At 72.9% G+C, this 14,159-nt stretch carries 13 protein-coding genes; 6 read left to right on the plus strand and 7 right to left on the minus strand.

What is annotated here, in order from left to right:
- Positions 1–14 precede the first annotated feature (14 nt).
- The gene (gene nadE / locus B1A86_RS00685; RefSeq protein ID WP_069941066.1) at positions 15–923 is read right to left on the minus strand and encodes an ammonia-dependent NAD(+) synthetase; all 909 of its coding nucleotides are present in this window, start codon (positions 921–923) and stop codon (positions 15–17) included.
- A gap of 58 nt (positions 924–981) precedes the next feature.
- Positions 982–1,425, minus strand: coding sequence for a MarR family winged helix-turn-helix transcriptional regulator (locus tag B1A86_RS00690; RefSeq protein ID WP_049147820.1), 444 nt, complete (start codon positions 1,423–1,425; stop codon positions 982–984).
- Between the two features lie 58 nt (positions 1,426–1,483).
- Between B1A86_RS00690 and pyrE the strand changes: the two genes are divergently transcribed.
- Positions 1,484–2,080, plus strand: a complete 597-nt coding sequence (pyrE, locus tag B1A86_RS00695) for an orotate phosphoribosyltransferase (RefSeq protein WP_041103612.1) — start codon at positions 1,484–1,486, stop codon at positions 2,078–2,080.
- 28 nt (positions 2,081–2,108) lie between these two features.
- Here the strand turns inward: pyrE and B1A86_RS00700 are convergent, their stop codons facing one another.
- Entirely contained in the window at positions 2,109–3,194 is a 1,086-nt protein-coding gene (locus B1A86_RS00700) for a magnesium and cobalt transport protein CorA (RefSeq protein ID WP_069941098.1), read from the minus strand.
- 69 nt (positions 3,195–3,263) lie between these two features.
- Here B1A86_RS00700 and B1A86_RS00705 point away from each other — a divergent pair, with 69 nt between their 5' ends.
- Together B1A86_RS00705 and B1A86_RS00710 are read left to right on the plus strand one after the other, a co-directional pair.
- The gene (locus tag B1A86_RS00705) at positions 3,264–3,632 is read left to right on the plus strand and encodes a hypothetical protein (RefSeq protein WP_020626754.1); all 369 of its coding nucleotides are present in this window, start codon (positions 3,264–3,266) and stop codon (positions 3,630–3,632) included.
- Positions 3,629–4,270 carry an RNA methyltransferase gene (locus B1A86_RS00710; RefSeq protein WP_240739702.1) on the plus strand — a complete coding sequence of 214 codons (642 nt, stop codon included), beginning with the start codon at positions 3,629–3,631 and terminating at the stop codon, positions 4,268–4,270. Before B1A86_RS00705 ends, B1A86_RS00710 begins: the two co-directional genes overlap by 4 nt.
- Before the next feature lie 124 nt (positions 4,271–4,394).
- Here B1A86_RS00710 and B1A86_RS00715 read toward each other — a convergent pair whose 3' ends face one another.
- Both B1A86_RS00715 and B1A86_RS00720 read right to left on the minus strand, forming a co-directional pair.
- Positions 4,395–5,291 (minus strand): SMP-30/gluconolactonase/LRE family protein, encoded by an 897-nt coding sequence (locus B1A86_RS00715; RefSeq protein ID WP_078025971.1) that lies wholly within the window; start codon positions 5,289–5,291, stop codon positions 4,395–4,397.
- 51 nt (positions 5,292–5,342) lie between these two features.
- Complete coding sequence (locus B1A86_RS00720) at positions 5,343–6,698, minus strand: lipase family protein (RefSeq protein ID WP_078025970.1); 1,356 nt, start codon at positions 6,696–6,698, stop codon at positions 5,343–5,345.
- Between the two features lie 196 nt (positions 6,699–6,894).
- Here B1A86_RS00720 and fbaA point away from each other — a divergent pair, with 196 nt between their 5' ends.
- Positions 6,895–7,917: a class II fructose-bisphosphate aldolase gene (gene fbaA / locus B1A86_RS00725; protein ID WP_036341084.1), complete on the plus strand. Its 1,023-nt coding sequence runs from the start codon at positions 6,895–6,897 to the stop codon at positions 7,915–7,917.
- 59 nt (positions 7,918–7,976) lie between these two features.
- Here fbaA and B1A86_RS00730 read toward each other — a convergent pair whose 3' ends face one another.
- The gene (locus B1A86_RS00730; protein ID WP_078025969.1) at positions 7,977–9,443 is read right to left on the minus strand and encodes a helix-turn-helix domain-containing protein; all 1,467 of its coding nucleotides are present in this window, start codon (positions 9,441–9,443) and stop codon (positions 7,977–7,979) included.
- 268 nt (positions 9,444–9,711) lie between these two features.
- Between B1A86_RS00730 and aceA the strand changes: the two genes are divergently transcribed.
- Together aceA and aceB are read left to right on the plus strand one after the other, a co-directional pair.
- Positions 9,712–11,019, plus strand: coding sequence for an isocitrate lyase (aceA, locus tag B1A86_RS00735; RefSeq protein ID WP_012750705.1), 1,308 nt, complete (start codon positions 9,712–9,714; stop codon positions 11,017–11,019).
- Positions 11,020–11,052: 33 nt separating this feature from the next.
- Entirely contained in the window at positions 11,053–12,816 is a 1,764-nt protein-coding gene (aceB, locus tag B1A86_RS00740; RefSeq protein WP_078025968.1) for a malate synthase A, read from the plus strand.
- 66 nt (positions 12,817–12,882) lie between these two features.
- Here aceB and B1A86_RS00745 read toward each other — a convergent pair whose 3' ends face one another.
- On the minus strand, positions 12,883–14,103 hold the full coding sequence (locus tag B1A86_RS00745) for a hypothetical protein (RefSeq protein ID WP_036317305.1): 1,221 nt from the start codon (positions 14,101–14,103) through the stop codon (positions 12,883–12,885).
- Positions 14,104–14,159 lie beyond the last annotated feature (56 nt).

Consider the following 14,159-nt stretch of genomic DNA (forward strand, 5'->3'; position numbering starts at 1 on the left):
GTGGGATCGGCGCCTCAGCGCCACCAGTCGTCGTGGATCGTCACCGGCGTGGTGCGCTTGTGGCGGCTGCGGAGCCAGATGCCCTCGAGCTTCTCCGCGACCTCGGTCGGGACGTCCTTGCCCTCGAGGTAGTCGTCGATGTCCTCGTACGTCATCCCGAGTTCGGCCTCGTCCGTCTGGCCCGGCGTGCCGTCCAGCAGGTCCGCGGTGGGCACCTTGTTCCACAGGGGCTCGGGGGCTCCGAGTTCGCGGCCCAGCGCCCGCACCTGCCGCTTGTTCAGGCCGGCCAGCGGCAGGACGTCCGCGCCGCCGTCGCCGAACTTCGTGTAGAACCCGGTGACGGCCTCGGCCGCGTGGTCCGTGCCGATCACCAGCTGCCCGTGGGCGCCGGCCACCGCGTACTGGGCCGTCATGCGGATGCGGGCCTTCACGTTGCCCTGGTTGTAGTCCGAGATCGGCTCCCCCACGGCCTCAGCGAAGGCGGCGGCCAGACCCTGCACGGCCTCCGCGATGTTCAGGGTGACGTCCTGATCCGCACCCACGAAGTCCATGGCCGCCCGGGCATCCGCCTCGTCGTGCTGCACCTTGTAGGGCAGGCGCACGGCGGTGAACCGGGGGTTCTCGCGGGAGGGCACGACGTCGGCGCCCACCCCCGCCTCACCCGGCGGAGTGGTGTCGGGGCCGCCCAGGGCGACGGCGTCCGTGACGCCGAGCTGGGCGCGGCGACGCTCGACGGCGAGCTGGGCCAGCCGGCCACCCACCGTGGAGTCCACGCCGCCGGAGATGCCCAGGACGAAGCCGGACGCGCCCGTGGCCGCGAGGTAGTCGGCGAGGAAGGCCACGCGCCGTTCGACTTCGGCCGCCGGGTCGATCTCGGGGAGGACGCCCTGCTGGGCGATGATCCGCTGCTGGAGTTCACGCATGCCGGTCAGCGTAGGACCGGCCCCGCGCACGGGGACAGGGTCGGTCGGCGACGACGGCTCACGCGTCCGGGTGCCCCAGGTTGCGGGCGATGCGGCGCAGGACGCGGACGGCGTCGTCGATCTGGTCCCGCGGGACGTCCGCCGTCGCCTCGGCACGCAGGGCCTCGACCGCCTCGCCGACGCGGGCGCCCGCGGTGCGGCCCGTGGCGGTGAGGGTGTAGAGGTCGCCCTCGACCGTCACCCAGCGGGACTCGACCAGCTCCTCGATCTGACCGGACACCGCGCCGCGCTGCTCCTCCTCGAAGCCGGCCTCGAGCTCGGCGCGGGACTGCGGGGCCACCGTGAGGGTGTTCAGCAGCTGCCACTGGGCGCGGGTGAGGCCGTGCTCCTCGAGGCTCTCGGCCACGCGCGCCGCGATCAGGCCCTCGGTGAGGGTGAGCCAGTGCGCCAGGGGCAGGCCGGAGGGATGCTGGACGGCGTCGTCGTGCTGGATCTCGCTCATGGCCTGAGCCTAGCCAGTCCGGGACGGAAGCGGCAGGGGCGGTCGGGCCCGCACTAGCATGGGCGGCATGACCGACGCGCAGACCCCCACCGTCCCCACGCCCGAGCAGGACCGCGAGCGGCTCAAGCAGCTCATCCAGGATCTGGCTGTGGTGCACGGCCGGGTGACCCTGTCCTCCGGCAAGGAGGCGGACTACTACGTGGACCTGCGTCGGGTCACCCTGCACCACGAGGCCGCCCCGCTGATCGGCCGCGTGATGCTGCGCCTGCTCGAGGAGAACGGGATCGGGTGCGACGCGGTGGGCGGGCTGACCATGGGTGCGGACCCCGTGGCCACCGCGATGATGCACCAGGCCGGCGCCGCAGGCCGCGCGCTCGACGCCTTCGTGGTGCGCAAGGCGCAGAAGTCGTACGGCATGGGCCGGCAGGTGGAGGGCCCGGGCGTGGACGGTCGCCGCGTCGTCGTGCTGGAGGACACCTCGACGACGGGCGGCTCCGCGCTGACCGCCGTCGAGGGCGTGCGCAACGCCGGCGGCGACGTCCAGGCCGTGGCCGTGATCGTGGACCGTGCGACCGGCGCCGCCGAACGCGTGGCCGAGGAAGCGGGGGTGCCGTACCTGTACGCGTTCGGCAAGGACGAGCTCGGCCTCGACTGAGCCTCGGACGGCCCCGCGCGCCGCCCGCCTAGAGCCAGTCCGCGCGCTTGAACAGCACGAACAGCGTGAGGGCCACCGCCAGCATGAGTCCCAGGGCGAACGGATAGCCGAACGCCCAGTGCAGCTCGGGCATGCCGTCGAAGTTCATGCCGTACACCGAGCCCACCAGCTGCGGCGCGAAGATGATCGCCGCCCAGGACGAGATCTGCTTGACCTGCTCGTTCTGGGCGATCGACTGCTCGGCCAGCCGCTTCGAGGCCAGCGTCGAGTCCAGCTCGAGGGCGCTGTTGAGCATCTGGCGCATGGTCATCACGCGCTCGTTGATCTGGACGGCGTGGTCGTGGACGTCGCGCAGGCGGCGCAGGTTCTCCACCTCGAGACGCGCCTGCTCGCTGAGCTCCTCGTCCTCCCAGGCGTGGGCGTCGTCGCGCCGGGGCAGGCCGTCGGCGTCGAGGCGGCGGGTGTCCTCGTGCAGGCGGGTGCGCACCTCCTCCTGGAGCTGCTCCACGATGGACGGCAGCGCGCGGATGGCGTGCTGGAAGTTCAGCACCTCGCGGGAGAGCTCGTAGATGCGCCGGGAGACGTGCCCGTCGCCGGCGAAGACCTGGTCCTCGATCTCCGCGATGTCCTGTTCGAGGCCGTCGGCCACCGGGAAGTAGTCGTCCACGACCCGGTCCAGGATTTCCAGGGTGACCTGCCACGGCCCCATCGCGAGACGCTCGCGGCCCTCCGTCTCCAGGGACCGACGCACGGCGGCCAGGTCCGGCTCCTCCGCGTGGCGCACCGTCACCACGTAGTGCTCGCCGGTGAAGACGCTCAGCTCGCCGAACTCCACGGTCTCGGTGCGGTCGATGTAGCGGGCCGGGTGCAGGACCATGAACGAGTCCTCGCCGTAGCGGTCCAGCTTGGCGCGCTCGCCTCCGGCGAGGGCGTCCTCGACGGCGAGCGGGTGCAGGCGCAGCTCCTCCGCGACCGCTTGGAGCTCGGCCACGTCCGGGCGGTACAGGCCCAGCCAGGCCATGCCGCCGGTGCGCTCGCACTCCTCCCAGGTGTCCTCGAGGGTGGAGGGGGCGTGGACGCGCCGCCCGTCCACGTACACGGCGTTGTCGATCATGCTCACCAGGACATTCTCCCCGACGGTGGCCCCCGGCGTATTCCAGGATGCGCGCGCTACGGTGGCGCCATGAAGACTCCGCGCCATGCCCCGCCCGTCGTCCGCGACGGCAAGACCCTGCTCCCCGCCCACGCCGTCTCCACGGCCCCGGTCACCGCATTCGGTCTGATCGGCGGCTACCTGACCGCCCGTGAGACCGGCATCCGCCCGCTCGGCGGCGTCGTGCTGGCCGCCGCCGGCCTGTACGCCGGGCGCACGTGGCTGGCCAAGCGTGGGCCCGCCGTCGCCGGTGGCCTGGCCGCCCTGTACCTCGGCGGCTTCGGCGCCTCCCACCCGCTGGCCAAGAAGATCGGTGCGTGGCCGGCGGTGCTCTCCGTGGCCGCGGTGTCCGCCGGGGCCGCCTGGGCCGCCGTCGACCGGTCCGAGGCCGGCCGCTGAGCGAGCCCGCGCCGGCCGAGGACGGCGCCGCGCCCCGCGAGGTCGGCGTCGGCCCGTGGACCGGCCCGTGGCCGGAGGACCCCCGCTACGACCCGGAGCTGCTCGCGCACGGCGACCGCCGCAACGTCCTCGACCACTACCGCTACTGGAGCCTCGAGGCGATCGTCGCGGACCTCGACGCGCGGCGCCACCCGTTCCACGTGGCCATCGAGAACTGGCAGCACGACCTGAACATCGGCACCGTCGTGCGCACCGCCAACGCGTTCAACGCCGCCGGGGTGCACATCATCGGGCGGCGCCGCTGGAACCGGCGCGGCGCCATGGTCACCGACCGCTACCTGCACGTGCGCCACCACGAGACGGTGGCGGCGTTCACGGAGTGGGCGGCGGGGGAGGGGCTGCCCGTGCTCGGCGTGGACCTGTTCCCCGAGTCGGTGCCGGTGGAGACCTTCGACTTCCCGCGTGCCTGCGTGCTCGTCTTCGGGCAGGAGGGGCCGGGGCTCTCGGCGGAGGTGCGAGCGGCGTCGAGCGCGGTGTTGTCCATCGCGCAGTACGGCTCCACCCGTTCGATCAACGCGGGCGTGGCCGCCGGCATCGCGATGCACGCGTGGATCCGGCAGCACGCGGCCGTCCCCTGAGTCCGGCGCGAGCCAGACGATTCCGCGCTGAAACGAGCCTCTGGACCGCAGATTCGTCTGGCTCGCGGCGCAAGACGGCGCAGGACCGCGCAGGGTGGCGTCGACGACGTGCGGCGTGACGGCGTCAGCCCGCGAAGGGGCGGGCCGGCAGGCCCGTCACCCCCGGGCGGACGGCGAACAGGGCCCCGGCCAGCGGGTCCTCGCCGCGCTCCAGGTTCTCCCAGGAGGTGGTGATGTAGAGGGTGCCGAGGTCGTCGCCGCCGAAGGTGCACGCCGTGGTCTTCTGCACGGGCACCTCGACCACCTCGTCGAGCGTCCCCTCGGGCGTGTACCGGTGGATCTGCCCGTGGCTGATCACGGCCACCCAGATCCCGCCCTCGGCGTCCACGGTGAGTCCGTCCGGCTTGCCCTCCCCGTCGAGCACGTCCACGAGCACGCGCCGATTCGTCAGGCCCTCCTCGCGGGAGTAGTCGAACACGGCCACCTGCCGCGTGGGGGTGTCGTTGTAGTAGGCCAGCGTGCCGTCCGGGCTCCACTCCAGGCCGTTGGACGTCGTCGCGCCGGTCAGCACGACGTCCACCTCGCCGGCGCCGCCGTCGGGTCCGGGGGCGAGCCGGTAGAGGTTCGCGGCGCCGGGGGTCTTGGCGTACGCCATGGTGCCGCAGTGGAACCGGCCGTCCGGGTCGCAGCCGCCCTCGTTCATGCGGATCCCGGCGTCCGCGCCCCACAGCTCGGGCAGCGTCGTCAGCTCGCCCTCGGGCGAGATCAGGGCGAAGCCCCGCTCCACCGCGACGACGGCGCCGCCCCCGGCACGCGGGCGCAGCGCGGCGGCCACGTCGCCGACGTGCGTGCGGTCCACCGTCCCGTCGGCGCGCAGGGACAGGACGTCCCCGGCGAGCATGTCCACCCAGCGCAGGCCGCCGCCGGCGGTCACGCCCTCGGCGGCGGCGCCCCAGGAGGCGGCCCAGACGGGGCCCTCGCCGTGGTAGGCGATGGGATCGGTGACCTGCTCGGCGCGCATGACTGCTCCTTCGGTGGGCGGGACGGTCCTGGCCCCGACGCTAGCCGAGGCTCAGAACCACCCGCACGAGTCGGCGGTCCAGCGGTCGGCGAGGGTCGCGTCCAGGAACGCCCCCATCCGCGGCAGGGAGGCCACGTGGCCGCCCACGTGGGTCGGGGTGAGGAGCGGGTCGAAGCGCACCCGCGCGCCCTCCGCGCACCAGCGGCGGCCCAGGTCGCGGCCGGCGCGGTACGGGATGACGTCGTCCGTGACGGAGTGCGCGATCATCACCGGCACATCGGGACGGCGGCCCTGCGCGCCGATCCGCTGCTCGGCGAGGATCCCGGCCAGCTCGGCGTCGGAGCGGACGAGCTCAGGGAAGTCCTGCCCCGTGTGGGTCAGCGTGGCGGAGTCGAGGTGCGCGTAGGCGAGGCTGCCTGCCAGGCAGGTCTCGGCCGCGCCGTCGAGGGCCGTCAGGCCGGTCTCGTTGAGGTGCGTGGCCGGGTCCACGTCGTACGCGGCGAGCTGCCCGGCCATCGCGTAGAGCAGGAAGGCCGCGTAGAGACCGCCGTCGATCCGGCCCGCGACCTGCACGAGGTCGGCCGGCGGGGCGCCCGCGTAGGCGCCCTTGAGGTCCAGCTCCGGGGCGTAGTCGGGCGCGAGCTCGGCCGCGGCCGCGGCCGCCCCGCCGCCCTGCGAGTAGCCCGCGAGCGCGACCGGCGCGGTCGCGGTGACGCCCGACCCCGCCACCTGGGCGGCCGCGCGCACCGCGTCGAGGACGGCGTGCGCCTGGGCCTCCCGGACCATGTAGGTGTGCGTGCCCGGGGTGCCCAGGCCCTCGTAGTCGGTGACCACCACGGCGTGGCCGCGGCTCAGCAGGGACGTGATCCCGACGCCCTCGTACTGCACGCCGGTGGAGAGGGTGCGGGAGGGGGCGCAGCGGTCCGCCGCGCCCTGGGTGCCCACCGCGTAGCCGATCACGGGGCGCTCGCCGGCGCCCGTCCACGGGGCGGTGGGGGTCAGCACGGTGCCGGTCACGGCGATGGGTCGGCCCTGGGCGTCCTGCGAGGCGTACATGATGCGCGTGGCGTGCGCCGGCACCTGCACCAGTCGCACCGGGTCCAGGTAGAAGGCGGTGGGCTCGGTGCGGATCAGGGCGCCGGGGGTCGAGGGCAGGGTGGTGGGCGGCAGGTAGAAGGGGTCGTCGGCCGAGGCGGCCGCCAGGGCGTCCCGGGCCGCGTTCCAGCGGGCGTCCTCGGCCGTCGTGGCCGGCTGCGAGAGGTCCTCGACGGCGGAGCTCACCTCCGGCGCGTCGGGGGCCGGGGCGGACTCCTGGGCCAGGGCCGCGTGCGGCGCGCCGAACCCGGCGACGACGGCCACGGCGGCGGCCAGGGCGAGGGGGCGGGAGGGGCGGCGTACGGGGGCCATGGTGGTCTCCGGTCTCTGGGATGCAGATGTGACGCAGCTCACCCTAGGCCAGCGACGGGGCCGTGCCCAGGTTGGCGTCGCCGTCGGGCCCGGGGCCCTGGGGCGGGTCCGGCCGCGCGGATAGGATGAGCCCGAGGGTGTCGCGCCCGCCGCGCTCCCCCGCCTGCCTGAGTCGACGACGCCTAGGAGCTGCAGCATGCCCATCGCATCCCCGGAGAAGTACGCCGAGATGATCGACGCCGCCAAGAACGGCGCCTTCGCCTACCCGGCGATCAACGTCACCAGCTCCCAGACCCTGAACGCCGCCATCCGCGGCTTCGCCGAGGCCGGCTCGGACGGCATCATCCAGGTCTCCACCGGCGGTGCCGCCTACTTCTCCGGCTCCTCCGTGAAGGACATGGTCGCCGGCTCGCTGGCGTTCGCCGCGTTCGCGCGCGAGGTCGCCAAGAAGCACTCCGTGAACATCGCCCTGCACACGGACCACTGCCCCCAGGACAAGCTCGAGGACTTCGTCCTGCCCCTGCTGGACGCCTCCGAGGCCGAGGTGAAGGCCGGGCGCGACCCGATCTTCAACTCCCACATGTGGGACGGCTCCGCCGAGACCCTCGAGGAGAACCTGCGGATCGGCCGCGAGCTGCTCGCCCGCACCCACGCCAACAAGCAGATCCTCGAGGTGGAGATCGGCGTCGTGGGCGGCGAGGAGGACGGCGTGGCCCACGAGATCAACGAGAAGCTCTACACCACCGTGGCGGACGGCATCGCCACGGTGGAGGCACTCGGCCTCGGCGAGAACGGTCGCTACCTCACCGCGCTGACCTTCGGCAACGTGCACGGTGTCTACAAGCCAGGCAACGTGAAGCTGCGCCCGGAGATCCTGCAGGAGATCCAGCAGGCCGTGGGTGAGAAGTTCGGCAGGGAGCGCCCGTTCGACCTCGTGTTCCACGGCGGCTCCGGCTCCGCCGCCCAGGAGATCGCCGACTCGGTGGAGTACGGCGTCGTGAAGATGAACGTGGACACGGACACCCAGTACGCGTTCACCCGCCCCGTGGCCGGGCACATGTTCGAGAACTACGACGGCGTCCTGAAGGTCGACGGCGAGGTCGGCGACAAGAAGCAGTACGACCCCCGCGTGTGGGGCGCCAAGGCCGAGGAGGCCATGGCCGCCCGCGTGGTCCAGGCCTGCACCGAGCTGAACTCGGCCGGCAAGAGCATCGGCTGACCCCGCCGTCCGCCGCACCGGCCCGCACCCTCGCGTGAGGGTGCGGGCCGGCGTCGTCCTCAGCCCTCCCGCTCCTCCTGGGCCTGGAGGAACTCGAAGACCTCGCGCTCGTCCACACCGGGGAAGGTCTGCGTGGGCATGGCCGCCAGCAGATGCGCGTGCATGCGGGCCGCGGGCCACACGTGCCCGCCCCACGCGGCCTCGAGCTCGGGGTCGGGGCGGCGGCAGCAGCGCGGATCCGGGCACGTGGAGGTGACCCGGTGGCGGGTGTCCGCGCCGCGGAAGTACCGGGCATGCTCGAACGGGGTGCCCACGGAGAGGGCGAACAGTCCGTCGGGGCCGTTCTCGATCATCGAGGTGCACCAGAACGTCCCGTTGGGCGAGTCCGTGTACTGGGCGTGGGCGCGGAACCGGTCGTTGCGGGAGAACGCCTGCCGTGCGCCCCACTTCCGGCACGCCTGCTGGCCCTCGATCGCACCGGTGTGGTCGGCGGGGAACACGATCCCGTCATTCTCGTAGGCCTTGTGGATCACCCCGGTCTCGTGGACCTTCTGGAAGTGGCAGCGGATGCCCAGGTCCACGGTGGCCAGGTTGGTGAACCGGTGCGCGGCGGCCTCATAGGAGACGCCGAACGCGTCCTTCAGGTCGTCCACGGACAGGTCCCGGCGCTTCTGGGCGGCCCGCAGCAGCGACGACGCCGCCCGCTGCGGCATGAGCAGCGCGCCCGCCAGGTAGTTCACCGCCACACGCTGGGCGAGGAAGTCCTCGTAGTCCCGCGGCTCGCCGTGGCCCAGGACGGCGGCGGCGAGGGCCTGGAGCACCACGGTGCGGCGGTCGTGGTCCGAGGAGCGGGAGCCGCTGATGTGGATGCGCCCGTGCTTGAGGTCCGTGACGGAGCGCGTGGAGTGCGGCAGGTCCGGGACGAAGCGCAGGGTGAAGCCGAGGTGCTCGGCCAGCTCCGAGACCGCGTGCAGGCCCAGCGGCCCGCCCGTGTGGCCGATCGCGTCGAGCAGCCGATGCGCCTCGGCCTCGAGGTCGGGGTAGTGGTTGTCCACCGCGCGCATCCGGGCGCGCAGCTGGGCGTTGGCGCGGCGCGCCTCCTCGGGGGTGGCGGCCTGCTCCTCCAGGCGACGGCGCAGCTCGGCCTCCAGCCCCGCGATCACCTCGAGGACCTCGGTGGGGGTGCGGGGCCCGATGCGCAGCGGCGGCAGGCCGAGGGAGGCGTAGTGCTCCGAGCGCGCGAACCGTTCGACCTCGATCTCCAGTTCGGCCCGACGGGTGGGGGCCCGGCCGGTCAGCAGGTCCTCGACCGGCACGCCCAGGACCTCCGCGATCCGCTGGACCAGCGAGAGCCGCGGCTCGCGGCGGGCGTTCTCCACGAGGGACAGGTGCGAGCCGCTGACTCCCGTGCGCTCCGCGAGCTGGTCCAGGGTGAGGCCGGCCTGCTTGCGCAGGTGCCGGACGCGGCGGCCCAGCGCGACGGTGTCCACGGTCGCGCTGTCCTCGGGAAGCGGGCGGGTCATCATGCGCGGAACTGTAGACGGAACCGGGGAGGAGATCACGTGTTTCGGAAAGAAAGTCACATTCTTGACAAGCGGGGGGCCGTTGCCGTGATCCATGCCACATGGGGGCGCAAGGACTGTCACGTTCTGACCCAGTGGCAGGAACGGCCGGAGTTTCCACCGATTTTGTGCTCCAGAGGGCCTTGCCCGGGGCCAAGGTGGATGTCAACGGCAGCGACGGACACGTCGCACCGAACCCTTCACGAACCGGACCGATCCTCAGGAGGACGTCATGACCACCCAGCCCCACCACTCCACTCCCGCCTCCGCCGAACAGCTCCAGCACGACTGGGACAACAACCCCCGCTGGGCCGGCGTCGAGCGCAGCTTCACCGCCGAGGACGTCGTCCGTCTCCGCGGCCGCATCCAGGAGGAGCACACGCTGGCCCGCCGCGGCGCCGAGAAGCTGTGGACCCAGCTGAAGGACGAGAACGCCCGCGGTGAGTTCACCAACGCCCTCGGCGCCCTCACCGGCAACCAGGCCGTCCAGCAGGTCAAGGCCGGGCTGCGCGCCATCTACCTCTCCGGCTGGCAGGTCGCCGCGGACGCCAACCTCTCTGGCCACACGTACCCGGACCAGTCCCTGTACCCGGCCAACTCCGTGCCGCAGGTGGTGCGCCGCATCAACAACGCCCTGCTGCGCGCGGACCAGATCGAGCACGCCGAGGGCGTCAGCAGCGTCGAGGACTGGCTCGTGCCGATCGTGGCCGACGCCGAGGCCGGCTTCGGCGGCCCGCTCAACGCCTACGAGCTCATGAAGTCGATGATCACCGCCGGCGCCTCCGGTGTGCACTGGGAGGACCAGCTGGCCTCCGAGAAGAAGTGCGGCCACCTCGGCGGCAAGGTGCTCATCCCCACCGGCCAGCACATCCGCACGCTCAACGCCGCCCGCCTGGCCGCCGACGTCGCCGACGTGCCCAGCGTGATCATCGCCCGCACTGATGCCGAGGCGGCCACCCTGATCACCTCGGACGTGGACGAGCGCGACGCCGAGTTCATCACCGGTGAGCGCACCGCGGAGGGCTTCTACAAGGTCCGCAACGGCGTCGAGCCCTGCATCGCCCGCGCCAAGGCCTACGCCCCCCACGCGGACCTGATCTGGATGGAGACCGGCACGCCGGACCTCGAGCTGGCCCGGAAGTTCGCCGAGGCCGTCAAGGCCGAGTTCCCGGACCAGATGCTGGCCTACAACTGCTCGCCGTCCTTCAACTGGAAGAAGAACCTCGACGACGACACCATCGCCAAGTTCCAGCGCGAGCTGGGCGCCATGGGCTACACCTTCCAGTTCATCACGCTGGCCGGCTTCCACGCCCTGAACCACTCGATGTTCGACCTGGCCAAGGGATACAACGAGCGCCAGATGTCCGCGTACGTCGAGCTGCAGGAGCGCGAGTTCGCCGACGAGGCCCGCGGCTACACCGCGACCAAGCACCAGCGCGAGGTCGGCACCGGCTACTTCGACGCCGTGTCCACCGCCATCAACCCGGACAGCTCCACGGTGGCCCTGGCGGGCTCCACGGAGTCCGGCCAGTTCCACTGATCCGCTCAGCCGAGACCGCGAGGAGGCAGTCCCATGAGCCCGCAGACCACGACCCCCACCCTGCACGAGATCCATGCCGACGACGTTCGGGAGCACACGCCCCTGCCGCATGACGTGAGCACCCAGGCCATCCCCGTCGTCATCCCCGAGGGCGCCGCCCCCGTGGTGACCGTCCACGGGCCGGTCGACGGGCGGCAGGCCGAGATCCTCACGGACGAGGCGCTGGCGTTCCTCGGCCGCCTGCACCGGCTGGCCGAGGACCGCCGTCGGCGGCTGCTCGAGGAGCGGGAGTACACCCGGCGCCGCATCACCGACGGCTGGAACCCGCACTACCTGCGGTCCACCCGCCGGGTCCGCGAGGACGACTCCTGGCGTGTGGCGCCGCTGGCCCCCGGCCTGCAGGACCGCCGCGTGGAGATCACCGGCCCCGTGGATCGGAAGATGACGATCAACGCCCTCAACTCGGGCGCCTCGGGCTGGCTCGCCGACTTCGAGGACTCCTCGACGCCGTCCTGGGACCGGATGCTGGACGGGCAGGTCAACCTGTTCGACGCGATCCGCGACCAGATCGACTTCACCTCCCCCGAGGGCAAGGAGTACCGGCTGCGCGAGCGCGAGCTCACGGACCGGCCGACCATCATCGTCCGCCCGCGCGGCTGGCACCTCCTCGAGGACCACATCCGCGTGGACGGCGAGCCGATGGCCGGCGCCCTCGTGGACTTCGGCCTGTACTTCTTCCACAACGCCGACGAGCTGATCCGCCGCGGCCACGGCCCGTACTTCTACCTGCCCAAGCTCGAGTCCCATCTCGAGGCGCGGCTGTGGAACTGCGTGTTCGTGGCGGCGCAGGACGAGCTGGGCATCCCCCAGGGCACCATCCGGGCCACCGTGCTGATCGAGACGATCACCGCGGCGTTCCAGATGGAGGAGATCCTGTACCAGCTGCGCAACCACGCCGCGGGCCTCAACGCCGGCCGCTGGGACTACATCTTCTCCATCATCAAGAACTTCCGGGACCGCGGGGCCGAGTTCGTCCTCCCGGACCGCTCGGAGGTGACCATGACCCAGCCGATGATGCGGGCCTACACGGAGCAGCTGGTCCGGGCCTGCCACCGGCGCGGCGCCTCGGCGATCGGCGGCATGTCTGCCGTGATCCCGGACCGCCGGAACGAGGAGGCCAACGCCGCCGCGCTGGAGAAGGTGCGCGCGGACAAGGCCCGCGAGGCCGGCGACGGCTTCGACGGCTCGTGGGTGGCGCACCCGGACCTCGTGCCGGTCGCCCGGGAGGAGTTCGACGCCGTGCTCGGCGAGGCCCCGAACCAGATCCGCACCCGCCGTCGCGAGGACGTGGAGCCGGACGAGGCCGCCCTGCTCGACGTCGCCGCGACCACGGGCTCGGTGACCGAGGCCGGCGTGCGGATGAACATCGAGGTCGGGATCCGCTACATCGAGTCCTGGCTGCGGGGGAACGGCGCCGCCGCGATCCACGGACTCATGGAGGACGCCGCCACGGCGGAGATCTCCCGGTCCCAGATCTGGCAGTGGGCCCACAACGGCACCGGTGTGCAGCTGACCGAGGGCGGCGTGCGGACCGCCAACCGCGGCTGGATGGAGCAGCTGATCCGCGAGGAGCACGCTCGGATCCTCGCCGGCCCGCTGCCCGAGGGCCACCGGTTCGAGGACGCGGTGCGCGTGTTCTGCGAGTCGGCCCTGCCGCCGGAGTACCCGGCGTTCCTCACCCTGGGCGCGTACCGCCGGCACTTCGCCAGTCAGGACGACGCCGCGGCGAAGGCCTGATCCGCCGGGCCCCACGACGACGGCCGGTCACCTCACGAGGTGACCGGCCGTCGTCGTGCCGGGACGTCAGTCCCCGGACGTGGAGGGGGACGGCGAGGCCGAGGCCGAGGCCGACTTCGTCGGTGACGGGCTGGCCGACGCCGAGGCGGACGCCTCCGCGGCCCGCTGGGATTCGGCGGCCTCCCGCGCGGCGCCCTGGAACGGCCGCGGCGGCTGGCCGGGGGCCACGGGGCCGGGGGCGCCCTCGGGGCGGTCGATCGTGGACTGGTTGTTCAGCAGCTCGTCGGGCACGCGGCCGGTGGGGATCTCCCGGGCCTGGGCCAGGGTCTCCTCGTCCATCTGCGCGTTCAGGAAGAACGGCGAGCTGAGCTTGATGACCTCCTGGAAGTCCCCGGCGTCCTTCAGCACGGTGTCCGCGAGGTGGTCGCGGGTCTCGGTGACGAGGGTGGTGCTCTGCGCGACCGGCGAGTTCTTCACCTGGGTGAGGCCGCCGTTGGCGTCGCCGAAGCCCTCCATGGAGCCCATGGTCACGGAGACCATCTCGCTGCCGTCCTCGGAGCAGGCCCACGCGGTGCGCTGGGGCAGCAGGGGGGCGCCGTCCTGGCCGCCGACCATGCCGGGGCGCAGCAGGGCGAGCAGCCCCTTGCCGGTCTTCGGGTCGAACGTGTACTCGTCCGCCACGGCGGCGGGCTCCTCCTGGCACCACTCCAGGCGGGAGCCGTCGAGGTTGTGCTGGTAGTGGACCTGCGCCAGGGGCATGCCGGGGCTGTACTCGAAGTAGCCGTTGTAGACGCAGGTGAGGAACTCGTGGGTCTCGTCCTGCGAGGCGAACAGCTGCACGATCTCGATGTTCGAGCTGTCCGGGATGTGCGTGGCGACGGCGTCCAGGGTGCGCTGGTCCAGGACGTCGCGCGTGCAGTCCATCACGGAGACGGTGTCGTTGCGGACCGCGGCCGTGTTCTTCCAGGCCTCGGTGGCGGCGCCGTCCTTGATGCCCGGGCCGACGGTCTCGAACGCCTGACGCGGCTCGGCGCGCGGGGTGCCCTCGGCGGACTCCGACGCGAGGGCCTCACGGACGCGGGACGCCGCGGCGGACGCGGGGTCGGTGGGGCTCTCCGTGGCCGAGCCGGCCGCGGCCGAGGCCGCCGATCCGCTGGGCGCCGCGGCGGTCGACGAGGCGGGCTCACCGGACTGGCCGGCCGAGCCGCAGCCGGCCAGGGCGAGGGCGAGGGCGGCGACGCCGACGGCCAGCGGGGCACGGCGGCGGGCGGGCGCGGGGTGGGTCATGGAGGCTCCTTCGACGGCATCGGCGGCCCGGCCCCGGGAGCGTGGGGCTGCGGACG

It is taken from the genome of Micrococcus sp. KBS0714, assembly GCF_002008305.4.
Lineage (GTDB): Bacteria > Actinomycetota > Actinomycetes > Actinomycetales > Micrococcaceae > Micrococcus > Micrococcus luteus.